Origin of the sequence: Pseudomonas sp. H9, assembly GCF_004353925.1 — a bacterium.
Lineage (GTDB): Bacteria > Pseudomonadota > Gammaproteobacteria > Pseudomonadales > Pseudomonadaceae > Aquipseudomonas.
Map to the genome: position 1 here is coordinate 24620 of NZ_SMOK01000015.1, position 24094 is coordinate 48713.

General features: G+C 60.1%; 26 protein-coding genes. 14 read left to right on the top strand and 12 right to left on the bottom strand.

From position 1 onward, the window contains the following. The first annotated feature begins 177 nt into the window (after positions 1-177). The 4 genes from livH to E1573_RS13265 are packed head-to-tail and all read left to right on the top strand — an operon-like array spanning position 178 to position 3820. Positions 178-1101 (top strand): high-affinity branched-chain amino acid ABC transporter permease LivH, encoded by a 924-nt coding sequence (gene livH / locus E1573_RS13250; RefSeq protein WP_128324136.1) that lies wholly within the window; start codon positions 178-180, stop codon positions 1099-1101. Continuing rightward, entirely contained in the window at positions 1098-2354 is a 1257-nt protein-coding gene (locus E1573_RS13255) for a high-affinity branched-chain amino acid ABC transporter permease LivM (protein ID WP_133214339.1), read from the top strand. The genes livH and E1573_RS13255 overlap by 4 nt, the downstream gene beginning before the upstream one ends. Beyond that, complete coding sequence (gene livG, locus E1573_RS13260; RefSeq protein WP_133214341.1) at positions 2351-3118, top strand: high-affinity branched-chain amino acid ABC transporter ATP-binding protein LivG; 768 nt, start codon at positions 2351-2353, stop codon at positions 3116-3118. Before E1573_RS13255 ends, livG begins: the two co-directional genes overlap by 4 nt. Continuing rightward, on the top strand, positions 3119-3820 hold the full coding sequence (locus E1573_RS13265; RefSeq protein ID WP_133214343.1) for an ABC transporter ATP-binding protein: 702 nt from the start codon (positions 3119-3121) through the stop codon (positions 3818-3820). Positions 3821-3964: 144 nt separating this feature from the next. On the opposite strand, the gene E1573_RS13270 is transcribed toward E1573_RS13265, so the two are convergent. After that, a complete protein-coding gene (locus tag E1573_RS13270) occupies positions 3965-4858 on the bottom strand; it encodes a LysR family transcriptional regulator (RefSeq protein WP_133214345.1) in 894 nt (297 codons plus the stop codon). Positions 4859-4965: 107 nt separating this feature from the next. On the opposite strand from E1573_RS13270, the gene E1573_RS13275 reads away from it, so the two are divergent. From E1573_RS13275 to E1573_RS13285, 3 genes are all read left to right on the top strand, one after another. Then, positions 4966-5565, top strand: coding sequence for a short chain dehydrogenase (locus E1573_RS13275; protein ID WP_133214347.1), 600 nt, complete (start codon positions 4966-4968; stop codon positions 5563-5565). Between the two features lie 70 nt (positions 5566-5635). Then, entirely contained in the window at positions 5636-6310 is a 675-nt protein-coding gene (locus tag E1573_RS13280) for a COG3650 family protein (protein ID WP_133214349.1), read from the top strand. A 106-nt stretch (positions 6311-6416) separates the two neighbouring features. After that, positions 6417-8030 carry an NAD(P)/FAD-dependent oxidoreductase gene (locus tag E1573_RS13285; RefSeq protein WP_133214351.1) on the top strand — a complete coding sequence of 538 codons (1614 nt, stop codon included), beginning with the start codon at positions 6417-6419 and terminating at the stop codon, positions 8028-8030. A 68-nt stretch (positions 8031-8098) separates the two neighbouring features. On the opposite strand, the gene E1573_RS13290 is transcribed toward E1573_RS13285, so the two are convergent. Then, positions 8099-9193, bottom strand: a complete 1095-nt coding sequence (locus tag E1573_RS13290; protein WP_133214353.1) for a PLP-dependent cysteine synthase family protein — start codon at positions 9191-9193, stop codon at positions 8099-8101. A 220-nt stretch (positions 9194-9413) separates the two neighbouring features. On the opposite strand from E1573_RS13290, the gene nhaA reads away from it, so the two are divergent. Then, positions 9414-10592, top strand: a complete 1179-nt coding sequence (gene nhaA / locus E1573_RS13295) for a Na+/H+ antiporter NhaA (protein ID WP_133214355.1) — start codon at positions 9414-9416, stop codon at positions 10590-10592. Between the two features lie 69 nt (positions 10593-10661). Here the strand turns inward: nhaA and E1573_RS13300 are convergent, their stop codons facing one another. Further along, entirely contained in the window at positions 10662-11126 is a 465-nt protein-coding gene (locus E1573_RS13300; RefSeq protein ID WP_133214357.1) for a glycine zipper 2TM domain-containing protein, read from the bottom strand. Between the two features lie 146 nt (positions 11127-11272). Here E1573_RS13300 and E1573_RS13305 point away from each other — a divergent pair, with 146 nt between their 5' ends. Beyond that, positions 11273-11509, top strand: a complete 237-nt coding sequence (locus tag E1573_RS13305) for a hypothetical protein (RefSeq protein ID WP_133214360.1) — start codon at positions 11273-11275, stop codon at positions 11507-11509. Here the strand turns inward: E1573_RS13305 and pdxH are convergent. The 5 genes from pdxH to dinG form a co-directional block, all read right to left on the bottom strand. Next, positions 11506-12153 (bottom strand): pyridoxamine 5'-phosphate oxidase, encoded by a 648-nt coding sequence (gene pdxH / locus E1573_RS13310; protein WP_133214362.1) that lies wholly within the window; start codon positions 12151-12153, stop codon positions 11506-11508. The two genes, E1573_RS13305 and pdxH, sit on opposite strands and share 4 nt — an antisense overlap. An 18-nt stretch (positions 12154-12171) precedes the next feature. Beyond that, complete coding sequence (locus E1573_RS13315; RefSeq protein WP_133214364.1) at positions 12172-13143, bottom strand: OmpA family protein; 972 nt, start codon at positions 13141-13143, stop codon at positions 12172-12174. 99 nt (positions 13144-13242) lie between these two features. Further along, a complete protein-coding gene (locus E1573_RS13320; protein WP_133214366.1) occupies positions 13243-14388 on the bottom strand; it encodes a serine hydrolase domain-containing protein in 1146 nt (381 codons plus the stop codon). A 128-nt stretch (positions 14389-14516) separates the two neighbouring features. After that, positions 14517-16772 carry a beta-galactosidase gene (locus E1573_RS13325; protein WP_133214368.1) on the bottom strand — a complete coding sequence of 752 codons (2256 nt, stop codon included), beginning with the start codon at positions 16770-16772 and terminating at the stop codon, positions 14517-14519. A gap of 81 nt (positions 16773-16853) precedes the next feature. After that, a complete protein-coding gene (dinG, locus tag E1573_RS13330) occupies positions 16854-18998 on the bottom strand; it encodes an ATP-dependent DNA helicase DinG (RefSeq protein ID WP_133214370.1) in 2145 nt (714 codons plus the stop codon). A 97-nt stretch (positions 18999-19095) separates the two neighbouring features. Between dinG and E1573_RS13335 the strand changes: the two genes are divergently transcribed. Continuing rightward, the gene (locus E1573_RS13335; RefSeq protein ID WP_133214372.1) at positions 19096-19560 is read left to right on the top strand and encodes a CopD family protein; all 465 of its coding nucleotides are present in this window, start codon (positions 19096-19098) and stop codon (positions 19558-19560) included. 77 nt (positions 19561-19637) lie between these two features. Here E1573_RS13335 and E1573_RS13340 read toward each other — a convergent pair whose 3' ends face one another. From E1573_RS13340 to E1573_RS13355, 4 genes are all read right to left on the bottom strand, one after another. Beyond that, a complete protein-coding gene (locus E1573_RS13340; protein ID WP_133214374.1) occupies positions 19638-20396 on the bottom strand; it encodes a collagen-like protein in 759 nt (252 codons plus the stop codon). Next, positions 20389-20664, bottom strand: a complete 276-nt coding sequence (locus E1573_RS13345; RefSeq protein ID WP_133214376.1) for a DUF1145 domain-containing protein — start codon at positions 20662-20664, stop codon at positions 20389-20391. Before E1573_RS13345 ends, E1573_RS13340 begins: the two co-directional genes overlap by 8 nt. Positions 20665-20759: 95 nt before the next feature. Continuing rightward, positions 20760-21470: an OmpA family protein gene (locus E1573_RS13350; RefSeq protein WP_133214378.1), complete on the bottom strand. Its 711-nt coding sequence runs from the start codon at positions 21468-21470 to the stop codon at positions 20760-20762. Between the two features lie 92 nt (positions 21471-21562). Then, positions 21563-22252 (bottom strand): OmpA family protein, encoded by a 690-nt coding sequence (locus tag E1573_RS13355; protein WP_133214380.1) that lies wholly within the window; start codon positions 22250-22252, stop codon positions 21563-21565. A gap of 160 nt (positions 22253-22412) precedes the next feature. Here E1573_RS13355 and E1573_RS13360 point away from each other — a divergent pair, with 160 nt between their 5' ends. From E1573_RS13360 to E1573_RS13375, 4 genes are read left to right on the top strand one after another with little or no spacing between them, the layout of a single operon-like run. Next, a complete protein-coding gene (locus E1573_RS13360; RefSeq protein WP_133214382.1) occupies positions 22413-22907 on the top strand; it encodes a DUF6231 family protein in 495 nt (164 codons plus the stop codon). Between the two features lie 4 nt (positions 22908-22911). Next, a complete protein-coding gene (locus tag E1573_RS13365; RefSeq protein WP_133214384.1) occupies positions 22912-23388 on the top strand; it encodes a YchJ family protein in 477 nt (158 codons plus the stop codon). Then, positions 23361-23864 (top strand): LEA type 2 family protein, encoded by a 504-nt coding sequence (locus E1573_RS13370; RefSeq protein ID WP_133214386.1) that lies wholly within the window; start codon positions 23361-23363, stop codon positions 23862-23864. The genes E1573_RS13365 and E1573_RS13370 overlap by 28 nt, the downstream gene beginning before the upstream one ends. Positions 23865-23870: 6 nt before the next feature. Next, positions 23871-24071 carry an SEC-C metal-binding domain-containing protein gene (locus E1573_RS13375; RefSeq protein ID WP_133214388.1) on the top strand — a complete coding sequence of 67 codons (201 nt, stop codon included), beginning with the start codon at positions 23871-23873 and terminating at the stop codon, positions 24069-24071. Positions 24072-24094 lie beyond the last annotated feature (23 nt).

Below are 24094 nucleotides of genomic sequence, written 5' to 3' on the forward strand. Positions count from 1 at the left end.
TGTTTTACGAGGTTCATGGGCCTGATTCCCGCGATCCGGGAGCAGGTTCACCTGAAAATCTTAAAACCGTCACCAGCGGTTCTCTGGCAGTGCCTGTGTTGAAGTGGCTCAAGACCACAAAACCGGCCGGGGTCGCCCCACCAGCGAAATGCGTATCGGGTTTTTAGGAGCGCTGTAATGCCTGAGATCTATCACTTCTTCCAACAGCTGGTTAATGGTCTGACCATTGGCAGCACCTATGCCTTGATAGCCATTGGCTACACAATGGTTTACGGCATCATTGGAATGATCAACTTCGCCCATGGCGAGGTTTACATGATTGGTTCCTACGTGGCCTTCATTGCCCTTGCCGGGCTGGCCATGATGGGGATTCACTCGCTGCCGATATTGATGACCGTCGCCTTTGTCGCCACGATCTTCGTTACCAGTGCCTATGGCTACAGTATCGAACGGGTCGCCTACCGCCCCTTGCGTAACAGCAACCGGTTGATCCCGCTGATTTCTGCCATCGGTATGTCGATTTTCCTGCAAAACACCGTATTGCTCTCCCAGGACTCCAAGGACAAGTCCATCCCCAACCTGATCCCTGGGAGTATCTCCTTCGGCCCGGGCGGCGCAGAGGAAGTGCTGATCTCCTACATGCAGATCCTGGTGTTCGTCGTCACGCTGGTGGCGATGACCGGCCTGACCCTGTTCATCTCCCGCTCTCGTCTGGGCCGCGCCTGCCGCGCCTGCGCCGAAGACATCAAGATGGCCAACCTGTTGGGCATCAACACCAACAACATCATCGCCCTGACCTTCGTCATCGGTGCTGCCCTGGCAGCCGTGGCGGCGGTACTGCTGAGCATGCAGTACGGCGTGATCAACCCCAACGCCGGCTTCCTGGTGGGCCTGAAGGCCTTCACTGCGGCGGTTTTGGGCGGTATCGGCAGTATCCCGGGCGCGATGCTCGGCGGGCTGGTACTGGGAGTGGCTGAAGCTTTTGGCGCCGACATCTTCGGCGACCAGTACAAGGACGTGGTGGCCTTTGGTCTTTTGGTTCTGGTGCTGTTGTTCCGTCCGACCGGCATTCTCGGCCGTCCGGAGGTTGAAAAAGTATGAACAGAAATCTCAAACAAGCGTTCTTCAGCGCTTTGCTGGTCTGGGCCGTGGCCTTCCCGGTTCTGGGTCTGAAACTCAGCATCGACGGCATCAACCTGATCGTCCATAGCCAGGGGCCGTTCACCATCACGGTCATCGCCGTGTGCTCGGTACTGATGTTCCTGCGTGTGCTGTTCGACAAGCAGTGGAGCGCGGTCATGAGCCGCCGCTCAGACCGCAAGCTGATCTCGCCGGCCATGAGCAACTTCCTGACCCTGCCGAAAACCCAACGCTGGGTGATCATGGGCCTGATCGTGGTTGCGCTGGTCTGGCCGTTCTTCGGCTCGCGCGGCGCGGTCGACATCGCCACCCTGATCCTGATCTACGTGCTGCTCGGGCTGGGCTTGAACATCGTGGTCGGTCTGGCAGGCCTGCTCGACCTGGGTTATGTCGGCTTCTACGCCGTCGGCGCCTACAGCTACGCCCTGCTGTCGCACTACTTCGGCCTGAGCTTCTGGATCTGCCTGCCAATCGCTGGCCTGATGGCGGCGACCTTCGGCTTCCTGCTCGGTTTCCCAGTACTGCGTTTGCGCGGCGACTACCTGGCCATCGTGACCTTGGGTTTCGGTGAGATCATCCGTCTGTTCCTGCGTAACCTCACCGGGTTGACGGGTGGTCCGAACGGGATCAGTAACATCGAGAAGCCAACCTTCTTCGGCCTGACCTTTGAACGCAAGGCCGCCGAAGGCATGCAGACCTTCCACGAGTTCTTCGGCCTACAGTACAACTCGATCAACAAAGTGATCTTCCTGTACCTGGTCGCCCTGCTGCTGGCCCTGCTGGCTTTGTTTGTGATCAACCGCCTGCTGCGCATGCCGATCGGCCGTGCCTGGGAAGCGCTGCGTGAAGACGAAATCGCTTGCCGTGCCCTGGGCCTGAACCCGACGGTGATCAAGCTGTCGGCCTTCACCCTGGGTGCCTGCTTCGCCGGTTTCGCCGGTAGCTTCTTCGCCGCCCGTCAGGGCCTGGTGACACCGGAGTCGTTCACCTTCATCGAGTCGGCCATCATCCTTGCCATCGTGGTGTTGGGCGGTATGGGCTCGCAACTGGGCGTGATTCTCGCGGCCATTGTGATGATCCTGCTGCCTGAACTGATGCGTGAATTCAGCGAATACCGGATGTTGATGTTCGGTGCGCTGATGGTGTTGATGATGATCTGGCGTCCGCAAGGCCTGCTGCCTATGCAACGCCCCCATATGGAGCTGCGTCGATGAGCCGCGAAATTCTGCAAGTCAGCGGCCTGAGCATGCGCTTCGGCGGCTTGTTGGCGGTCAACGGCGTGGCCCTGACCGTCAAGGAAAAACAGGTTGTAGCCTTGATCGGCCCTAACGGTGCCGGCAAGACCACGGTGTTCAACTGCCTGACCGGCTTTTACAAACCCAGTGCCGGTACCATCTTGCTCGACGGCCAGCCGATTCAGGGCCTGGCCGGTCACGAGATCGCTCGCAAGGGTGTGGTACGGACCTTCCAGAACGTGCGTCTGTTCAAAGAGATGACCGCCCTGGAAAACCTGCTGATCGCCCAGCACCGCCACCTGAATACCAATTTCCTGGCTGGCCTGCTCAAGACCCCAAGCTTCCGCCGCAGCGAGCATGAAGCGAAGGAATATGCGCAGTACTGGCTGGAAAAGGTCAACCTGGTCGAATTCGCCAACCGTCCCGCCGGGACCTTGGCCTACGGCCAGCAACGCCGCCTGGAAATCGCCCGCTGCATGATGACCCGCCCGCGGATCATCATGCTTGACGAACCTGCAGCAGGCCTGAACCCGAAGGAAACCGAAGACCTCAAGGCGCTGATCGCCTACCTGCGTCAGGAGCACAACGTTACCGTGCTGCTGATCGAACACGACATGAAATTGGTCATGAGCATTTCCGACCATATCGTCGTGATCAACCAGGGTACTCCGCTGGCCGATGGCACACCGGATCAGATCCGCGACAACCCTGATGTAATCAAAGCCTATCTGGGGGAAGCGTAAATGCTGCAGTTTGAAAACGTTTCCACGTTCTACGGCAAGATCCAGGCCCTGCACAGCGTCAACGTCGAGATCAATCAGGGTGAGATCGTCACCCTGATCGGCGCCAACGGTGCCGGTAAGTCGACCCTGCTGATGACCCTCTGCGGTTCGCCTCAGGCCCACAGTGGCAGCATCAAGTACCTGGGTGAAGAGCTGGTCGGCCAGCCCTCCTCACACATCATGCGCAAGAGTATTGCCGTGGTGCCGGAAGGTCGTCGGGTATTCGCCCGTCTGACCGTGGAAGAGAACCTGGCCATGGGCGGCTTCTTTACCGACAAGGGCGACTATCAGGAGCAAATGGACAAAGTCCTGCAGCTGTTCCCACGCCTGAAAGAACGCTTCAACCAGCGTGGAGGCACCATGTCCGGTGGTGAGCAGCAAATGCTCGCCATTGGCCGGGCGCTGATGAGCAAACCCAAGTTGCTGTTGCTGGACGAACCCTCGTTGGGCCTGGCACCGATCATCATTCAGCAGATTTTCGACATCATCGAGCAACTGCGTCGTGATGGCGTAACGGTGTTCCTGGTCGAGCAGAACGCCAACCAGGCGCTGAAAGTCGCCGACCGTGCCTACGTGCTGGAAAACGGCCGGGTGGTGATGCAAGGCACTGGTGAAGCATTGCTGACCGATCCAAAGGTTCGCGACGCCTACCTGGGCGGCTGATTGCAACACCCCATGAAAAAAGGCCTCCGGGCCTTTTTTCATTTTTAACTGCCACTAAATCCAACCTCCGGTAGGAGCGGGCTTACCCCGCGATTGCGGTGTGTCAGCAACATCGTATCGCGGGGCAAGCCCGCTCCTACCGGCTTATAAATTCAGCCCCTTGAACCAGTGCATCAAGTAGTCGGCCAGCACCTGAACCCGCTTGGGCATCCGGCCTTGATAAGGGTGAACCAGAAACAGCGGCACACTGCGTGTCTGATAATCACGCAACAACCATTGCAAGCGCCCGTCAGCTAACTCTGCGTGCAGCATGTAGGACGGTAAGCGAGCAATCCCAGCCCCGAGCAATGCAGCCTTCTTCAGCAGGCTGTAATGGTTGCTGGCAAAGCTGCCACTGACCTGCACCCGCAACAGTTCATGTTGCTGGTGATACAACCACTCCTCACGCCCGGTGTAATGGCTATTGAGCAGGCATTGATGAGCACTCAATTGCGAGGGTGAATCAGGTACTCCGTGCTGCTCCAGATACATCGGGCTAGCGCAGGTCAATTCCTGCATGGCCAACACTGGGCGCGCAACCAGCCGCGCATCATCGTCAACCTCAGTGCGGATCGCCAGGTCGAAGCCGTCAGCCAGTAGATCGCGGTAACCGTTGTTCAACTCCAATTCCAACTGCAGGTCTGGGTAACGCTGGTTAAATTCCAGCAGCAAACCTTCGAAAATCGTCTCGCCCAAGGACACCGGCACCGTTATCCGCACCGGCCCGGCCAATTCATCCTTGAGCATGGCCAGCGTCTGGCGTGCACCGTCCATTTGCCGTACCAGCGCCTGGGCCTGGGGCAGCAACATGGCGCCAGCCGCCGTCAGGCTCAGGCGCCGGGTGGTGCGATGCAGCAGCTTTACCGAATGGCTGGTTTCCAATGCACTGATGCGTTTGGACAACTGCCCCTTGCTCCAACCCAACTGTTGCGCGGCCAAGGTAAAACTGCCGGCGTCCATCAACACGGCAAAGGCTGCCAGGTCATCCAGCTCGCTCATGGATTGTTTCCAGATGAAAACCAAAGGTTGCTTATTAGCACGCTTATCCGCCGAAAAATCCACCCTAGACTTGAGCCTTGTCCCCACCACCTGCAAGGAACGGTTTAATGAAAATCTTGTTGATCGGCGCCAACGGCACCATAGGCTCTGCAGTAGCCAAAGAACTGGAACAGCGTCACGAGGTACTGCGCATCGGCCGCAGCAGTGGCGACTACCAGGTCGATATCAGCGACAGCGCTTCGATTCGCCGCCTGTTCGAACAAACCGGACGTTTTGATGCCTTGGTCTGCGCCGCGGGCAATGTCACCTTCGCGCCATTAGGTGAAATGACCGAAGCGCATTTCGCCTTGGGCCTGAACGACAAACTGATGGGCCAGGTCAATTTGCTGCTGATCGGTCGCGAGTTCATCAATGACGGTGGTTCCTTCACGTTCACCACCGGCATTACCAGCCACGACCCGATCCGCACCGGTGCCTCGGCCAGCCTGGTCAACGGCGCCATCGATGCCTTCGTCAAGGCGGCGGCCATCGAGCTACCGCGTGGCTTGCGGGTCAATTCGATCAGCCCCAACGTGCTGGTCGAAGCCATGCCGGCCTACGCCCCGTATTTTCGCGGTTTCAAACCCGTACCCGCAGCTGAGGTGGCACTGGCGTATGCCAAGAGCGTCGAGGGCTTGCAGACCGGCCAAACCTATCATGTCGGCTGAGGCCTTGTGATCGGCGTCCAGCCTGCGTAACGTGGCGGCACCTTTCGGTAGAGACCCTGGAGTTTGCTCGATGCGTGCCGCCCCTTCGTTATTGCTTGTTGCCCTGCTGCCGCTGTTTGCCGGTTGCCAATTGCTGGCCGAAAAACCGCAAACCGAAACAACGGCCGGCATGACTCGCATGCAAGGTGAACTCAGCGCCAAGGGTGGCCAGTTGCTGTTCAAACCCTGTTCGGAAAGCCGCTACTTTGCCGTTGTCGACAGTGGTAACACCGGCCTGCTGCAGGAAGCTTCGGCCCTGGCCAACGAACCTGGCACCTTGTTCGCCGACGTCGGCGGCAATCTTTCCACCAGCCAGATCGCTGGCAACGATGGGCAGTTGAACGTGCAGCGGTTGTACCGGGTAGAGCATTCCAACAGTGCCTGTAGCGACCCCAACTTCAAGCGCCTGACCCTGCGCGCGCACGGCAATGAGCCAGACTGGGATCTCAAAGCCAGTGGCAAGGGCATGGTACTGACCCGCCCAGGCGTGCCAGAGCTGGCGGTACCGTTCCTGGAAGAACAGTTGCCTGACGGGCGTTACAACCTCAGCACTGAAGCCAATGGCCAGCGCGTAGACCTCTGGGTTGCGCCGCAACGCTGCGTCGACAGCATGAGCGGCGCTGTCAGCCACTTGAGCGCTGAGCTGCGTGTTGACGGGCAAACGATGCGCGGTTGTGCCTACTACGGTGGCTCGCGTAGCGACTGATCATCGCCGCCCGCGTTAATCCTGCCTGCAAAGGCGGCGAACAGCTTATACTTAGCGGTTTGTGTAAAGCCGCCGGCCGTTCATGGCCGGGATACTGGACCCTGCCATGTTACGAATCACCGAACTGAAGCTGCCGCTGGATCATCCGGATGAAGCCCTGCGCGAGGCCATCCTGCAACGCCTGGGCATCAGCGACGAGCAGTTGCTGGACTTCACCCTGTTCAAGCGCAGCTATGATGCCCGCAAGAAGAACAGCGAAATGCTGTTCATCTACACCATCGACCTGAGCGCCAGCAACGAAGAAGAGCTGTTGCGCAAGTTCGCCAACGACCATAACGTCAACGTCGCCCCGGATGTCAGCTACAAAGTAGTTGGCCATGCGCCTGCCGACCTGCAAGAGCGCCCGATTGTCGTCGGCTTTGGACCGTGCGGGATTTTTGCCGGCCTGCTGTTGGCGCAAATGGGCTTCAAGCCGATCATCCTCGAGCGTGGCAAGGAAGTGCGCCAGCGCACCAAAGACACCTGGGGCCTGTGGCGCAAGAGCGTGCTTAACCCGGAATCGAACGTACAGTTCGGTGAAGGTGGCGCCGGTACCTTCTCCGACGGCAAGCTCTACAGCCAGATCAAAGACCCACACCACCATGGCCGCAAGGTACTGCACGAGTTCGTCAAAGCAGGCGCACCGGAAGAAATCCTGTACGTCAGCAAGCCGCACATCGGCACCTTCCGCCTGACCGGCATGGTCGAAAACATGCGTCACGAAATCCACGCCCTGGGTGGCGAGGTGCGTTTCGAAGAGAAAGTCACCGACCTGTTGATGGACGACGGCCAACTCAATGGCGTGGTATTGGCCAGCGGTGAACAGCTGCTTTCCCGGCATGTGGTGCTGGCGTTGGGTCACAGCGCCCGCGACACCTTCCGTATGCTGCACGCCCGCGGTGTGTTCATGGAGGCCAAACCGTTCTCGATCGGCTTCCGTATCGAGCACCCGCAGTCGCTGATCGATCAGGCCCGCCTGGGCAAATACGCCGGGCACCCGAAGCTGGGCGCGGCAGACTACAAACTGGTGCACCACGCCAAAAACGGCCGCTCGGTCTACAGCTTCTGCATGTGCCCAGGCGGCACGGTGGTGGCGGCCACCAGCGAGCCGGGGCGAGTCGTTACCAACGGCATGAGCCAGTATTCGCGTAACGAGCGTAATGCCAACTCCGGCATCGTCGTTGGCATCACCCCCGAGCAGGATTACCCGGGTGGCCCGCTGGCCGGTATCGAGCTGCAAGAGAAACTCGAAGCCCACGCCTACGTGCTGGGCGGCAGCAACTACCAGGCGCCAGCGCAGCTCGTAGGCGACTTTGTTGCCGGCAGGCCCTCCACCGCCCTGGGCAGTGTCGAGCCGTCGTACAAGCCCGGCGTCAATCTCGGCGACCTGGCCCCGAGCCTGCCTGACTTTGCTATCGAGGCCATTCGCGAGGCCTTGCCGGCTTTCGATCGCCAGATCAAAGGCTACAACCTGCATGACGCAGTACTGACCGGGATCGAGACTCGCACCTCTTCACCTCTGCGAATTACTCGTGATGCGAGCATGCAGAGCCTGAACCTCAAGGGGCTGTTCCCGGCGGGTGAAGGTGCCGGTTATGCTGGTGGCATCCTGTCAGCGGGTGTTGACGGCATTCGGATTGCCGAGGCCGTGGCGCGCAGCATCTTGGGCATCCAGGCCTGACAATACCTTCGCGGGGCAAGCCCGCTCCCACAGGGCTCGGTGGGAGCGGGCTTGCCCCGCGATGCGCTTCAGATCCCCGCGCGCAGCACTGTCTCAGGCAAGGCCTGCCCCTGCTCCACACAGGCGCGCACAGCCGCTATTAGTTCCGGCAACTGGTAGCCCTGCCCGGCCAGCCACTTCTGGTCGTAATAGGTGGTCGCGTAGCGATCGCCACCATCACAGAGAATGGCCACCATCGACCCTGCCTCTCCGGCAGCTTTCATCTGCTGTGCAGCCATCAGGGCACCAATTAGATTGGTACCGCTCGAACCACCCACCCGACGCCCCAGGCGCTCGGCCAGGTAATGCATGGCCGCCAACGAAAGCGCATCCGGCACTTTGATCATGGCGTCGATCACCTGTGGCAGGAATGACGCTTCGACCCGTGGCCGGCCAATACCTTCAATCCGTGAGCCGCAATCCAGTAGCAATGAGCGGTCACCACTAGTGTAGCTGTCAAAAAACACCGAACGCTCAGCATCGGCACACAGCACCCGGGTGACGTGCTGGCGGTAGCGAACATAGCGCCCCAAGGTCGCGGTGGTGCCCCCAGTGCCTGGACTGGAGATCAGCCAAGCGGGTTCTGGATGCCGCTCGAAACGCATCTGGGTAAAGATCGATTCGGCAATGTTGTTATTGGCTCGCCAGTCAGTGGCGCGCTCGGCATAGGTGAACTGGTCCATGAAGTGGCCGCCGGTTTCTCGCGCCAGGCGTTCCGACTCTGCATACAACTGGGTCGGGTCATCCACCAGATGACTCCGGCCGCCATAGAAAGCAATCTGGGCGATCTTTTCCTGCGACGTACTGGCCGGTACCACGGCAATGAAGGGCAGCCCCAGCAAGCGTGCAAAGTACGCTTCAGAGATCGCTGTTGAACCGCTGGATGCCTCGATCACCGGCGCGCCGGGGTGCAGCCAGCCATTACACAAGGCATAGAGGAACAACGAACGAGCCAACCGGTGCTTCAGACTCCCGGTGGGGTGGCTGGATTCGTCTTTGAAATACAGCTCAACGTCGGGAAAACCCGGCATCGGTAGCGGGATCAGGTGCGTATCGGCACTGCGTTGGAAGTCGGCTTCGATGATGCGGATAGCTTCACGTGCCCACTGGCGGTGATCGTTCATGGTCCAGTCCCGAAAAAGATCGATGTACAAGGGATCATGTTAAGAAAGTCCCTACAGCCACGACAGGTACAGCCAGGCAAAATAATCCCGCTTAACTGCTAGGCTGCCCTGGGCGGTTAAGTCACAGCTTATAACAAAAAAGAATATAGTTTTTGTTTGAAAGCATATCCTCACAGGGTAGGGTGTGCCCCTATCAGAACCCTCAGGATGGAGAGCGCCCTTGCTGCGTAGCACTTTCACACGTTTCTTTCAGTTGGAAGCTGCCAGCGGTCTATTGCTGATTGCTGCAGCCGCCCTGGCCCTGATCATCAACAACTCGCCGTTGTCGTACCTCTACAACGGCTTGTTGGATGTGCCTGTGGTCGCCCAGATCGGCGCCTTGAAAATCGCCAAACCCCTGCTGCTGTGGATCAACGACGGCCTGATGGCCCTGTTCTTCCTGTTGATCGGCCTTGAGGTCAAACGCGAGATCATTGAAGGCCATTTGTCCAAGCCTTCGCAGATCGTGCTGCCGGGAACGGCGGCCATCGGCGGTATGGTCGTACCTGCCTTGATCTACTGGTTTCTCAACAAGGACAACCCGGCTGCCATCGCAGGCTGGGCGATCCCTATGGCTACCGACATTGCCTTCGCCCTGGGCGTGCTGGCGTTGCTGGGCAAGCGCGTGCCAGTATCGCTCAAGCTGTTCCTGATGACCCTGGCGATCATCGATGACCTGGGCGCCATCATCGTTATTGCGCTGTTCTACTCCGGTGAACTGTCGAGCCTGTCGCTCATGCTGGCCGGTGCCTGCCTGGTAGCCTTGATCGCGATGAACCGCCTGGGCGTTGTCAAGCTTGGCCCATACATGGTGGTTGGTTTGATTCTCTGGGTCTGCGTACTCAAGAGCGGCGTACATGCCACCCTCGCCGGTGTGACCCTGGCCCTGTGCATCCCGTTGCGCACCCGCAATGCCGAAACCTCACCGCTGCTGACGCTTGAGCATGCCCTGCATCCTTGGGTGGCCTACGGCATCCTGCCACTGTTCGCGTTTGCCAACGCTGGCGTGTCGCTGGCCGGGGTAACCCTGGAAAGCTTCACCCATCACGTTCCCATGGGCATTGCCATCGGCTTGCTGGTAGGCAAGACCGTGGGCGTGTTCGGCCTCACCTGGCTCATCGTCAAGCTGGGGATGGCGGCCCTGCCCACTGGCGCGAACTGGGGGCAGGTATTGGGCGTGGCGATTCTCTGCGGCATTGGCTTCACCATGAGCCTGTTCGTCGGCTCGCTGGCCTTTGTGCCAGGTAGCAGTGAATACGCCGGCATGGACCGCATGGGCATCCTCACCGGGTCCATATTGGCGGCCCTGATCGGTTACGGCGTTACCGCGCTGGCCAGCCGCAAGGCCCAGGTTGCCTGATTCACCCAGCAACAAAAAACCCCGACTCGGCAGTGCCGGTCGGGGTTTTTATTGCCTGACGCTCAGGTATCAGTGCGTGACGCGGCTGGTACCGTCAACAGTCATGATACGAACACGCTCGCCCACACGGAAAATCTCGTTTTCCTGCACGGCCTGCACATAGGCACGCATGCTGCCGTCGTCTTCACGTACGGTGATTTCAACGCCTTGGGTACGAGTCAGGCCTTCTTCAGCGGCAGAGCCCGCCAGACCACCGGCGACTGCACCAATGACCGCTGCAACGATGCTGCCACGACCACCACCAATGGCACTACCGGCTACACCACCGACAATGGCACCCGCGCCACCACCGATAGGCGTTTTGGTGCCCTCGATTTTCACCGGACGCAGCGACTCGATAGTGCCCATGCGGACGGTTTGCACACGGCGAGCTTCGTCACGCGAATAGGAGTCACCGGTCAGGCTGGAAGCACAACCTGTGAGCAGCAGCGACATAGTGGTGAAGCAGGCAACCAGCAAAACAGATTTACGCATAGGATGATCTCCATAAGTCAGGTGTTCATTAGACTCCGCACGTTGACGACTGTCACGACGGATGCGGGGTAAAATTGATTCCATTCAGCTTCCATACAGCCTGTGTCATCGATGCAGCCTGAAAAACGTTTAGCGCAAGGATAGACATGGATTACTTCATCGTCGTCATCACGACACTGGCTGGCCTGTATTTTCACTGGTGGTTGTATGTGCGCATTCGTCGCTGGATGGACCGCGACCTGGCGCTTTCAATGGCCGGAGCAGACGAAGGCAAGAAAGCCTACATGCTTAAATGTCTGGACAACGCCCGGGCACAAAAAGTCAAACGCGCCGAGCTGGCGGCCTGGCTGGAACGCGAGGCCGCCGGTTACCAGGCCGGTTAAGGCGCCAGACGCTCGCGCAACCAGCCACCTTGTTGCAAGCGGTAATTGAGGCGGTCGTGCAGTCGGCTGGCCCGCCCTTGCCAGAACTCGATGCGCTCTGGCAGCAAGCGGTACCCGCCCCAATGCTCAGGGCAGTGCGGCTGGCTGTCACTGAAGCGCTGCTCGGTGGCCTTGACCAGGCCTTCGAGTTCTGCGCGATCAGCAATTACCTGGCTCTGAGGCGACGCCCAAGCGCCCAGACGGCTACCCAATGGGCGCACCTGGTAATACTCATCTGACTCCTGCGGCGTAACCTTGACCACCTTGCCCTCGATTCGCACCTGACGTTCCAGCGCAGGCCAGAAGAAGGTCATGGCCGCGTATGGGTTCGCCTGTAGCTGCTGGCCCTTGGCACTGTCGTAGTTGGTGAAGAAGGTGAAACCTTGTTCATCCAGGCCTTTGAGCAACAGGATCCGGCAATGTGGGCGACCGTCCGCATCGACCGTTGCCACGGTCATGGCGTTGGCTTCAACGGGCGGCTGCTCGGTTTTCACCGCATCAGCGAACCATTGGCGAAACAACGCGAAAGGCTCCGCAGGAGCCTGGGCTTCAGCCAGGCCATCACGGGTGTAATCGCGGCGCATATCGGCCAGGGTTTGGGTCATTACTGCGTTCCTTGACGATTAGTTGGTCTTCGCAGGGCTTGTGTTGGTAGCCACTTTCTTGGCAGCAGGCGCAGGCTTTTTAGCGGCGGGCTTGGCTGCAGGGGCTTTCTTTTTGGCCGTGGTGGCTTTCGCCGGAGCGGCTTTCTTGCTGGTGCTGACCTTTTTAGCCGGAGCCTTGGTCGCCGGGGCAACCGCTGCCTTGACCGGCGCCTTGGCATCTTGCACGGCAACCAGCTCTGCCGGGCTCGGCGTTGGCTGCTTGTACTTGGCCAGCAAGGCGACCATGGTGTTCTGCGGGGTCAGGACCAATTCCACACGGCGGTTCAGTGCACGGCCTTGCAGGCTGTCGTTGGCCGCACGCGGCATTTCCGAGCCCATGCCACGCAGCATCAGGCGATCACGCTCCAGGCCGCTGAGGCGGAAGATGGCCGCCACCGACTGGGCACGCTCCTGGCTGAGCTTCTGGTTGCCGGCGGCAGCGCCGCTGGTGTCGGCATGGCCCAATACCAGCACGGCGGTTTGCTTGTCGGTTTCGATGGCTTTGGCCACACGGGTGATCGGGCCGAGGGTGACAGGCAGCAGCATGGCTGGACGGTCCGGGTTGTAGGAGCTGTCTACCGGCACGGTGACAACCAGCACGTCTTCACGGCGTTCCAGTTCGAACTTGCTGTCTTTGATTGCTTCGCGCAGGCGTGGTTCGTAACTGTCCAGCCAAGCCTGGGTGGCTTTATGGTCGATTTTCGGCGCGGCAGCGACTTTGGCCTTGTCGCTGTCACCGAACGGCCACCACCAGCGGCTACCGCTTTCGGACTTGGCATCGGCCTTGGCGACCTTCTCGACAACCACCTCTTTCACTTCCTGGTTGGCGACCTTGTCCGAACCAAAAGGCCACCAGTCAGTCCCGCTGTCAGCCGTGCCTTTCTGAGAGTGCTGTGCGCAACCGGTCATGGCCAGGCACAGGGCGATAGCTAAGGTTTTGTGTGAAGACATCAGAGATACACCATGAAAATGAAAGAAAAACGGCCCAATAGCGCTGGGCATTGGAATTCAGGATAGACAAAGGGTTCAGGCTGCACGGGGGTTAACCGATCAAAGGCAGCCTGCCAGCACCCGCACCAGCTTCTGCGCGCGCGGGTCCATCAACACATAAGGGCCCAGGGTATTGGTGACAAAACCAAAGGCAACATCGTACTCCGGATCGGCAAAACCAACAGACCCTCCGGCACCGGGGTGACCAAAGGCCTTGCTGCCCAGACCAAAGGTGGCATTGGCCACGGTTGGCTGATCGAGCATGCATCCCAGTCCGAAACGGGTCTGGGTCAACAGGGTTTTGTCTTCGCCCAGGCTGTGCTCGCGCGTCAACTCACCCAGCAGCTCCGACTCCAGCAGGCTGCCATCGAGTACACCGGCATAAAAACCCGCCAGGCTGCGGGCATTGCCATGGCCGTTGGCCGCAGGCTGTTGCATCCGCCGCCATTCGGGCTTGTTGGTGCTGGTGAGCATGCCAGGGGGGTTGGTAAACGCACGGGTGGACAACGCCTGTGGCTCTCGCATAGTGACCTGCAGCAGCCGCTGGGCGGCTTCGTCGCCCATGTTGCCCTTACCACGCGCGATATGCGCAACCCGGTGGAACTCCTCATCGGCCAAGCCGATATGAAAATCCAATCCCAGCGGGCGGGCGGTACGGGCAACGATCGACTCACCCGGGCTACGACCGTCGGCACGACGGATCAACTCGCCGATCAGCCAACCGTAAGTGATCGCGGCATAGCCATGGGCTGTGCCTGGCGTCCACCAAGGCGCTTCGGCGGCCAATGCATGAACCATCGTTTGCCAGTCGTAAAAGGCTTCAGCAGGCATAAGCTCACGCAGCGCTGGCACACCGGCGCGGTGGCTGAGCAACTGCCGCAGGGTGATGGCTTGCTTGTCTGCCTGAGCAAACTCGGGCCAATAGCGGGCAACTGGTACATCGAGGTCGAGCTTGCCCTCACCCACCAACTGCAGCGCGGTCACGGCGGTGAACATCTTGGTGCAGGAGAACAGGTTGGCGATGGTGTCGCTTTGCCAGGCCTCGGCGCCGTCTTTGTCGGCGGTTCCGGACCACAGGTCAACGACGGTCTCGCCGCCCACCTGAATGCACAGTGCCGCACCCCGCTCCTGAGGGTCGTCGAACAACGCGGCAAAGGCTTCGCGTACGGCTTCGAACTTAAGCTCGTAATGACCCTGAATCTGCACCCGGCCGCTCCTCACGCACACTGCTATGGAAAATGGCGTGCATTGTTTCAGCCCGCGATGTTTTTGGGAACAGACAACGATCAGAGCAGCCCTCAGCGACTACCGCGCCTCGGGCTGCCAAGCCAGTGCTACGGCGCTTTTTCAGCCTTTTCACTGGCAAGCGCTTTGCCGATGAGGGCCTGCGCCTGCAGGTTGCTTTTGCGCACACTGCCAACAAAGCCCTGAAATGGCACGTCGGTAATGCCTACCAACCCGAAGTGACCATTTTCGCCGTCCAGCAAGCGACCACTGGCGGGCTGGTCGAGGTACTGGAACCAGTGCACACCGACAATCGACGGCTCAGCCAGCGCGGCTTTGAGGAACGCGTCATAAGCCGGGCCGCGCCCCTCTTCCTTGGCCACTTCCATCGGCCCGGGCCAGAATGGGCCGCGGTCGCGCGAGCCGAACTGGAACTCCGAGACCAATACCGGCTTGTCGAGGGCATTGAGTTGCGTGAAGTCGTAACCGTCCTGGGGCTTGGGCGTGTAGAAGTTGAAACTCAAAACATCACAGAACTCGGCACAGGCTGCCACTGCTTCTGGCGTGCTGACCGCGTAGCGTCCCCCCAACAGCAAGTGATTGGGCGCATGCCACTTGAGCGAGTCGGCGATGGTTTTGAAGTAGGTTTCGGCGAAAACCTTCTGGAAGTGCTTGAAGTCGGCCTCGATCTCGGGATATTCCGGGCTCGGCAGTGGCGGCTCGAAACCTGGATCTTCCATCAACTCCCAGGCAGTCAGCTCAATTCCCCAGGCTTTGGACAGCCCCGCCTGGTTACGGTACTTATCACGCAACTGCTTGAGGAAGGCCCGCTTGGCTGGCACGTCTGTGGTCAGGCGCAGCGTGCCATAGGCCAGGGCGTAACGCGCCTTGGGGTCATCACCCGGGGCGGCCCAGGCCAGTTCGTTATCGGCGAAATAGCCGATCAGCCACGGATCGTCGCGGTGGTCACGGGCAGCGATGGCCACGGCCCGTTCGGTGGCCATGGCGAAACGTGGGTCGAACGGATCGGGCATACGCCCCCACCAGTCCATCCCGGTACTGATGCTGGTGTAGTCGCCTACGATCGACAATGGCAAGGTGTACGGCATACGGTCGGCCTGGCCCAGTGCGGGCTCGCTCCAGTTGCCCAAGGTATTGAAGCCCCACGCCTGCAGGCGGTCTAGGGTGTGCCCTTGCCAACGCTGGAGGTCCGGCACTGCGGCTGGGCATTCCACAGCTGCAGTGGTGCTGGTGGCGGCAACCGGTGTGCAGGGTTTGCCGTAGCTGCGCTCAAGGTTGGCGGCATAGAAGTCGAACCAGCGCCCCTGATTGAAACTGCGCCCGCTGGACGAGCCATTTCCATCGTTGTTATTACCTTCACCATAGAATTGGGCCAAAGGCTCACCGGCTTGCGGCAATGCTGTAAACATGGATTCACGCCCGGCGACGTAGGTTCGCCCGCCGTCAGGTGCCACCGTGTTTACGCCCAACGAGTAAAACGGATGGCCCTCAGGGCTGACCAGGTACCAGCGCCCCTCACGCTTCTCGGTACGGAAGAAGCCCTTGGCGTCAAAGCTCGGCCCGCCGGTGATCCCGCCGAACTTGTCGCGCGGCAGTTGGCTGCGCTCGGCCAGCCAACCCTTGAGCTGTTGCTGCTCACGGGTCGCGGCGGCCTTGAGCTGGTCATCGCTGACGATTTTCTCCGGCCAGCGTCCACGAGTGGACTGACCATAGGTATCGATCAAGCCGGTATACACCGCCTTTTGCAGTTGGTCGTCATCCTGGATACCGACACGCTCAATCATCAGGCTCTGGGCGACGTTGGGCTTGTTCATCGACAAGCTCACCGACACCACTTGCTTCAAATCGACCGCACCGCTGCTGCTGGTTAAAAGCCAGCGCTGGCCTTCATGCACCCACGGCATGGGAGGACCGGCACGCATACCCTGGCTCAGCGGCGAGCTGGCTGTCAGCGGCACCACCACCGTTTGCGCAGGGCCGGCGGGCAAGTCAATTCGACTGGTGAGGGTTTTGCCATCGCTGCTCAACACCGTGACATCCACGGTCAGCGGCCAGTCCATGCCACTTTGCAGGCGCAAGGTCATGGCCGTTGCCGCAGACCAATCCCACGCACCGTTTTGTGGGCTCAAGCGCAGGTTAGGCCGCTGCACCGGGTTGAACACCACACGACGCAATACCTCGCCTTCTGCCGTTTGCTCTGCATTGTATTGCGGCAAACTGGCGTCTTCGGTCACCACATTGACCACGGAAGCCGGGCGCACGAAGCTGAACAGCGTCTGTTGCCCAGCCAGCAGCGGTGTGCTGAACAACAGTGCGACTACAGCAGGCAAGGTACGGCGAATCATAGGGCTGGAACTCTCCTTGAGGGCCCTTGCGGGCCTTGAACTGAGACATAGACAGCACCCCGGCGTTTAGATCCCCGGGGGTCAGGAAATTTCCCGTCGAAACGGTGGCAAAGCATTGAGAATAGCTTTGCCGTAGCGCTGGGTGACCACGCGTCGATCCAGCAAGGTGATGATGCCGCGGTCTTCTTCGGTCCGCAGCAACCGGCCACAGGCCTGGATCAGGCGCAACGAGGCGTCTGGCACGGCGATTTCCATGAATGGATTACCACCGCGCGCCTCGATCCACTCCGCCAGCGCCGCTTCGACCGGGTCATCAGGTACCGCAAAGGGAATCTTGGCGATGACCACGTGCTCACAGTAAGCCCCAGGCAAATCGACCCCTTCGGCAAAACTGGCCAGGCCGAACAGCACGCTGGAGTCGCCACCATCAACGCGCGCTTTATGCTTGTTCAGGGTTTCCTGCTTGGACAGGTTGCCTTGAATGAACACCTGCTTGCGCCAGTCGCGATCCAGGCCGTCGAACACGTCCTGCATTTGCTTGCGTGAAGAGAACAGCACCAGCGAACCCCGCGAGCCTTCGACCAGGTCGGGCAGGTCACGAATGATTGCCGCCGTGTGTGCGACCGCATCGCGGGGATCGGCACGCAAGTCAGGTACGCGCAGCACACCCGCATCAACATGATGGAACGGGCTGGGCACGACACAGGTAACGGCATCTTTGGGCAGACCGGCACGCATGCGGAAACGGTCGAATTTGCCCAGCGCAGTCAAGGTGGCCGAGGTCACCAGCGCGCCGTGGGCAACATTCCACAAGTTACGCCGCAACATTTCAGCCGCCAGGATCGGGCTGGCGTTGACCTCGATGTCGAACAGCGCCCCGCTTTCGGCCAGCGTCAGCCAGCGGGCCATGGGCGGACTGTCTTCAGGGTCTTCAGCGGTGAAGGCAGTCCACAGCTCCCAGTTGCCCTGGGCGCGCATCAGCAGGCTGCCGAACAGCGGGTACCATTCTTCGGCCTGATGGCTGGCGATACCGATGTTCACTTCGGCATCCATCCCTTCTTTGAGCAGGTCTGTCAGGCGGGTAAACAAGTCGGTGAGGCGCGAAAAGCCCTTTTTCAGTTCGATACCCATTTCGCGCATGTGCTCAGGCACTACACCGCCTTCAAAACGGTGACGTGGCCGCTCGCGGCCTTCCATGTCTTCGCCGGGCCGAAAATCAGCCACCTGCTCACAGGCACTGAACATGAACTGTTGATGGCTCTTGATCTCGCGTGCCAGTTCCGGGACCTGCTCGATGAACTTGCCCAGATCACCCGGCAACGGGTGCTGGGCCAGCAGCTTGGTCAGGTTCTTGGCGGTTTGCTCAAGCCAGTCGGCAGTCGAGCGCAGGCGGGTGTAGTGGGCAAAATGGCCGATGGCCTTGTCTGGCAGGTGATGGCCTTCGTCGAAGACGTAGATGGTGTCGCGCGGATCCGGCAGCACCGCACCGCCACCCAGGGCCAGGTCAGCCAGCACCATATCGTGGTTGGTGACGATGACATCGACCTTGCCCATACCCTCACGGGCCTTATAGAAGGTGCATTGGCCAAAGTTGGGGCAATGACGGCCAGTGCACTGGCTGTGATCGGTGGTCAGACGCGCCCAGTCCTGGTCTTCCAGGGCTTGCGGCCAGCTGTCGCGGTCGCCGTCCCAACGGTTGCCGGCCAACTTTTCGATCATGCTGGTGTAGAGCTTCTGGCTGGCCTCATCGACTTCGATCTTGAAGCCTTCTTCCTCGAACAACTGGGCAGTGGCCGACTGTGCATGGCCCTCCTGCAGCAGCAGATCAAGCTTGGACAGGCACAAATAGCGCCCCCGTCCCTTGGCCAGGGCGAAACTGAAGTTCAGACCACTGTTGCGCATCAGGTCGGGCAGGTCTTTGAAGACGATCTGCTCTTGCAGGGCCACCGTGGCGGTGGCGATTACCAAGCGCTTACCAGCCGCCTTGGCGGCAGGAATCGAAGCCAGGCTGTAGGCAACGGTCTTGCCGGTACCGGTACCCGCCTCAACCGCGACCACCGCAGGGTCACCGGCCCGGCGGCCTTCATCGTCACAGTCGATAGCGCCGAGGACTTTGGCGACTTCGGCGATCATCAGGCGCTGGCCGTAGCGAGGCTTGAGGCTTTTGGCTTCGAGAAAACGCGAATAGGCGCCCTGAATCGTGGTTTTGAGTTCGGTGCTGATCATGGTGTCGGGGCGCCCGGCGGGCTGGATAAATTTTCAGTGTTTCGATCGGGTCGCTATCATACCCCGCTATTGCCCTTTGCGCCGAATGGAGATCCCGATGACTGCCTTTGCCCTTCCTTATAGCCTGCACGTTCTGGCCGCCCTGGTGTGGGTCGGTGGGATGTTCTTCGCCTGGCTGATCCTGCGGCCTGCGGCGGTTGCAGCCCTTGCCGGGCCGGATCGCCTGCGCCTGTGGGTAGAAGTGTTTCAGCGTTTTTTCTGGTGGGTCTGGGTCGCCATTGCCGTTCTGGCGATCAGCGGTGTAGGCATGTTGCACCAGCGCTTTGGCGGCTTGGACGGAGCGCCACGGTATGTGCAGGTGATGATCGGCGGAGGCATCGCGATGATCGCGCTGTTTATTCGTGTCCGGTCGTTGTTGCTGCCTGAATTGCGCAAGGCAGTTGAGGCGCAGGACTGGCCGTCCGGCGCAGCGGTGCTGGGCAAGATTCGCCGCCTGGTGGGTATTAATCTGCTGCTGGGTATTGCCGTCGTGCTGGTCGCGACTACGCGCCTGTTGACCTGAAATTGACTCTGTGGGACCAGGCTTGCCCCCGCGATTGCGATCTAACTGTCAAACCGCATCGCGGGGCAAGCCCGCTCCTACAGGCGTTGCAGGATCAGCTCGCCTGGAGTGCCTGCCAGACCTGGCTGACCTTCTACGCCGGGCTTGCCGGGTGCACCGGCTGCGGTACGGTAGACTAGGCAGCCCTTGCTTGCGCCGCCCGCACCGGCCTTGCCAGCCGCACCGGCAACACCTGGCGCTCCGCCATCAAGCTGTACCTTGATCCGCTCGGCGGGGAAATTCGCCGGTAGTGCCAGTTGCACCCGACCACCAGCGGCACCGTCATGACCATCGCCACCGTTGTCACCGTTGGCGCCACGGCTTGCCTGGCCCCACGTGCAGCCACCCGCCTTGCCATTACCGCCATCCAGCCCGGCATACCCCGGTGCGCCAGCCCCGCCGCGAGCGTCGATCGCCAGCAACGGCGCCTGTACGGCATGCAACTGCAAATCAAGATTGCGCCCGGCTTTGGCTGCACGCTCGAATGTCCCCGGGGCACCACGCGCTGCAATCTGGCTGCCTTCAGCCAGCTGCGCCCGCGCCACTTCGATCCGCAGGGTGCCATCTGCCGGGGCAATCGCTATGCGCGCTTCCCGGCCCAGTTGCAGTTCATCCACTTTCAGCTCGACCAGGCTGGCCGGCAGTAGCAAGGTAGCGGCATCGGCCACCTGCAAGCGCTGCACGTGCACAACACTGGACTTGTTCGGCAAACGCAGCACCGAGTGAGGGGCGACACTGATCGATTCGGCCAACGCCAATGGGCTGAACAACGCAGCCAACAACACCAACTTACGCATGGGAAGCCTCCTGGCGTGGCGCCGGAATCGAAAGCACATGAAAGATACCGACCAGCAGGATTTGCAAGCGGTCAAACCAACGATGGCTGCGCTCGCGCAAGCAACCATTGAAGAACAGCACTTCAAGCAGGTGCAGACCGAGCAAAGTGGCGCCTGCAAGGCTGATCAAACGATTGAAGGGAAATTCCTGGGGAATCAGCAGATTCACCAGCACCACCCACCAGAACACCACCGTCAAGGCTTTGCCCAGCCCCAGAAAAACCTTCATATGCCCTACCTGCTGTTATTTTTATAGGCGATGCCCGACGTCCCGGCATCGCCGTCAACAGTAACGGTTGGCACGATCGTACACCAGCGTCCGTTTCAATTGAGGTGCAGCTCTACCCTTCGGTTTTGGGCGCGTCCGCTCTCGGTCTCGTTGTCGGCAATCGGCTCACGTTCGCCACGGCCCTGGCTGGTTACCTTCGACGGCGCCAGCCCCTGGCTGATCAAGTATTCGGCCACGCTGCTGGCACGCCGCTCGGAGAGTGCCTGGTTGTAGTCATCAGCGCCCTGGCTGTCGGTAAAGCCAATGACTTTGACGTTAACCACGCTGGGTGCATTGAGCTTGCTCATCAGCGCTTGCAACTGACTGTGAGCACTGCTGGTCAGCTCAGCCGAGTCAAAGGCGAACATCACCGCGCCCTGATCATTGAGGGTGATGACTTCAGGCTCGACTGCCGCCTTTTCGACCGCCGGGTATTGCGGTAGCGGACAACCGTTGTGGCTGACCGGTGTGTTGGCGGGTGTTTCCGGGCAACGATCGCGACGGTCGAACACGCCATCCTCATCTTCGTCACCATCCTGGGCATAGCAGATCAAACCGCCAGCAATAGCCCCGGCGGCGCCTAAACCGGCAGCCCAGGCTGAACTTTCAATCGCCCCCAGTCCGCCGCCGACCAATCCGCCGAGCAGGCTGCAAACAGGCCAGGTCCTTTGATTGAGTGGTGCGCTGCCATCACTGTGGGTGGCGCAACCGGAGAGCAGGCTTGCAGTCACCAGCACTGGCACTGCGGCCTTGGAGAAAACACTCATGGGCATTGCTCCTGTGTCACCGGCATTACCACCGGTCACACAGGAGTAAAGACCGGCCTGCCGCACTTCTCAAGCAGCAGGCCGGTGGCGCTTCAACGCTGGATGCGAATCTCCACCCGGCGGTTCATGGCCCGGCCTTCGGCAGTCGCATTGTCGGCTTCCGGACGCGACTCACCGGCACCCTCCACCGAAACGAAGCTGGCGCGCGGTACACCGCTGTCAACCAGGTAATCGGTGACGGACTGGGCACGTTGCTCCGACAATTTCTGGTTATAGGCATCGCGACCGACACTGTCAGTGTGCCCGGTCACGCTCAATCTGGCGCTAGGTGCCTCATTTTTCAGGCGGGTTGCGATGGTGTTCAAACGCTCCTTGTCGGCTGCGGTCAGCCTGGCGGAGTCGAATTCAAAGTGCACATCGCGAATCACGATGACCTCTTCCTTGACCACCACAACTTCTTCAACCACCGCAGGTTCCGGTGGGCAGCCGTTGGCATCTACCTGTACACCACGCGGGGTACCAGGGCACTTGTCACGACTGTCCGGCACGCCGTCACCATCTTCGTCGCCGTCGCCATGGGCCCAGCAATAGCCAGCAGCCAGGCCACCACCCAACAGCGCACCCCAACCTGCCCAACTCGAACTTTCAATGGCGCCCAAGGCTGCGCCGCCTACACCCCCGACGGCAGCACACATCGGCCAATCGGTTTTCTGTAAACCTGCGCAACCAGTCAACACACTGGTTAGCAGAACCAAAGGTATTGCTGTGCGTACTATGCTCATTTTGTTGCGTCTCCTAGGGGGAATCGGTTCTAAACCGATGCCTTGGGAGTAAAGACCGCGCAAACCAACTCCGCCAGCAATAAGCCATGATGCGGCTGTCAGCCACTATGCCTGACGGCCAGAGGTCGTTAGTCTTGCCGTATCTGACCGAGGACTCCCGATGATCGACGGTTTTTCCCAACGAACGCCACAACAGGCCCTGGCCGCCCTGCTGGAGCGTCATGCACCGCAACGCCTGCTATTAGTAGGTACGCGTTTTCCTGCGCTGGAAGCTTTTGCCCAGGCACACCCACAGGTTGAGATTGCCCAGGCCGAGCCCGGCGACCTGCCCGGCCCCTTGGCAGCTCAGCGCTTTGACCTGGCGTTGCTGGTCGACTGTCTGGAGCATCTGCCCAAACGTAAAGGCCTGGAACTGCTTGGCGGCATCCGCAACCTCAATGCCAGCCGTGTGGCGGTACTGGCCGACCTCAACGCCTGCGGTTGGCAAGACACCGATTTCTTCGCCCTGGCCTTGCAGGCCAATGAAAAGTTTCAGCGTGATGAGCAGGTGCTGAGCCTGTTCACCTATGATCTACGTGAATACAAACAGGTCCCGGACTGGTTGAATGCCAAGTTCTGGGCCAACCCGCAAAATTTTGGCAAGTACTGGTGGTGAAACAATGAGTGTTTCGGTTTGTCCCTGCGGCAGCGGCAACTTGCTCGATACCTGTTGCGGGCATTATCACGCCGGGCACCCGGCCCCTGATGCGCAAACCCTGATGCGTTCGCGTTACAGCGCTTACGTGCTGGGGCTGATTGACTACCTGGTGGCCACCACTCTGCCTGTGCAGCAGGCCGGCCTTGACCGTGACGCAATGGCTGCCTGGAGCTCTCAAAGCACCTGGCTGGGCCTTGAAGTAGAAAGTGCTGAAGTCTTTGGCGGCCAGCCTGAACACGCCTTCGTCACCTTCACTGCTCGCTGGCACGACCTCGACGGTGAACACAGCCACCGTGAACGCTCAGCCTTCGTACAAAACGCCGGCCGCTGGTATTTCATCGATCCAACCGTTGGCCTCAAGGCCGGACGCAACGACGCCTGCCCATGTGCCAGCGGGCAGAAATTCAAGAAATGCTGCGCCAGTTACCTGGGGAGCTGACACCTATGACCCGCCTGTTGCTGCTCAGCTTACTGATACTGCAACTGACGGGTTGCGCGAGTTGGTTTAACGGCGACTACCGCGATCCGGAGGTGCGCCTGGTCAAGGTCGAGGCGGTCAAGATGCGCTTGCTTGAGCAAGAATTCATCCTCCATGTGCGCGTCGACAACCCCAACGACAGTCGCTTGTTCATCCGCTACCTGAGCTACGCCGTGCACCTGAACGATCTGTTGCTGACCAAGGGGGAAACCAGCCTTTGGCGCAGCGTTGGCGGGCATGCACAGCGCACCTTCAAGATTCCTGTGCGTACCAATCTCTGGCAGCAGGTCAAACCCCTGGCCAAAATACTCAAAAATACCGAGGGCCCGTTGCGTTACCGCCTCGATGGCGAACTCAACAGCGGATTATTCTTCGCCCGCGACCTGCACTTGTCGCGCAGTGGTGAGATAATTCCCGGCGATCTTTTACCGGAGTAACCCGCAATGACCCAGCAACCTCATGTTCATGGCCCTGACTGCAACCACGGTCACGATCATCACGACCACGATCATGGCCACGTGCATGGCCCACACTGCAACCACGGCCACCAGGAGCCAGTGCGTAACGCCCTCAAAGATGTAGGCCGCAACGATCCTTGCCCCTGCGGCAGCAGCAAGAAATTCAAGAAGTGCCACGGGGCCTAAGTGGGAGCGGGCTTGCCCCGCGA

Bases quoted from the DNA above. Each gene is read 5' to 3' on its own strand.
- livH (WP_128324136.1), top strand. From the start codon at position 178: ATGCCTGAGATCTATCACTTCTTCCAACAGCTGGTTAATGGTCTGACC.
- E1573_RS13255 (WP_133214339.1), top strand. From the start codon at position 1,098: ATGAACAGAAATCTCAAACAAGCGTTCTTCAGCGCTTTGCTGGTCTGG.
- livG (WP_133214341.1), top strand. From the start codon at position 2,351: ATGAGCCGCGAAATTCTGCAAGTCAGCGGCCTGAGCATGCGCTTCGGC.
- E1573_RS13265 (WP_133214343.1), top strand. From the start codon at position 3,119: ATGCTGCAGTTTGAAAACGTTTCCACGTTCTACGGCAAGATCCAGGCC.
- E1573_RS13270 (WP_133214345.1), bottom strand. From the start codon at position 4,858: ATGAGCGAGCTGGATGACCTGGCAGCCTTTGCCGTGTTGATGGACGCC.
- E1573_RS13275 (WP_133214347.1), top strand. From the start codon at position 4,966: ATGAAAATCTTGTTGATCGGCGCCAACGGCACCATAGGCTCTGCAGTA.
- E1573_RS13280 (WP_133214349.1), top strand. From the start codon at position 5,636: ATGCGTGCCGCCCCTTCGTTATTGCTTGTTGCCCTGCTGCCGCTGTTT.
- E1573_RS13285 (WP_133214351.1), top strand. From the start codon at position 6,417: ATGTTACGAATCACCGAACTGAAGCTGCCGCTGGATCATCCGGATGAA.
- E1573_RS13290 (WP_133214353.1), bottom strand. From the start codon at position 9,193: ATGAACGATCACCGCCAGTGGGCACGTGAAGCTATCCGCATCATCGAA.
- E1573_RS13300 (WP_133214357.1), bottom strand. From the start codon at position 11,126: ATGCGTAAATCTGTTTTGCTGGTTGCCTGCTTCACCACTATGTCGCTG.
- E1573_RS13305 (WP_133214360.1), top strand. From the start codon at position 11,273: ATGGATTACTTCATCGTCGTCATCACGACACTGGCTGGCCTGTATTTT.
- pdxH (WP_133214362.1), bottom strand. From the start codon at position 12,153: ATGACCCAAACCCTGGCCGATATGCGCCGCGATTACACCCGTGATGGC.
- E1573_RS13315 (WP_133214364.1), bottom strand. From the start codon at position 13,143: ATGTCTTCACACAAAACCTTAGCTATCGCCCTGTGCCTGGCCATGACC.
- E1573_RS13325 (WP_133214368.1), bottom strand. From the start codon at position 16,772: ATGATTCGCCGTACCTTGCCTGCTGTAGTCGCACTGTTGTTCAGCACA.
- dinG (WP_133214370.1), bottom strand. From the start codon at position 18,998: ATGATCAGCACCGAACTCAAAACCACGATTCAGGGCGCCTATTCGCGT.
- E1573_RS13335 (WP_133214372.1), top strand. From the start codon at position 19,096: ATGACTGCCTTTGCCCTTCCTTATAGCCTGCACGTTCTGGCCGCCCTG.
- E1573_RS13340 (WP_133214374.1), bottom strand. From the start codon at position 20,396: ATGCGTAAGTTGGTGTTGTTGGCTGCGTTGTTCAGCCCATTGGCGTTG.
- E1573_RS13345 (WP_133214376.1), bottom strand. From the start codon at position 20,664: ATGAAGGTTTTTCTGGGGCTGGGCAAAGCCTTGACGGTGGTGTTCTGG.
- E1573_RS13350 (WP_133214378.1), bottom strand. From the start codon at position 21,470: ATGAGTGTTTTCTCCAAGGCCGCAGTGCCAGTGCTGGTGACTGCAAGC.
- E1573_RS13355 (WP_133214380.1), bottom strand. From the start codon at position 22,252: ATGAGCATAGTACGCACAGCAATACCTTTGGTTCTGCTAACCAGTGTG.
- E1573_RS13360 (WP_133214382.1), top strand. From the start codon at position 22,413: ATGATCGACGGTTTTTCCCAACGAACGCCACAACAGGCCCTGGCCGCC.
- E1573_RS13365 (WP_133214384.1), top strand. From the start codon at position 22,912: ATGAGTGTTTCGGTTTGTCCCTGCGGCAGCGGCAACTTGCTCGATACC.
- E1573_RS13370 (WP_133214386.1), top strand. From the start codon at position 23,361: ATGCTGCGCCAGTTACCTGGGGAGCTGACACCTATGACCCGCCTGTTG.
- E1573_RS13375 (WP_133214388.1), top strand. From the start codon at position 23,871: ATGACCCAGCAACCTCATGTTCATGGCCCTGACTGCAACCACGGTCAC.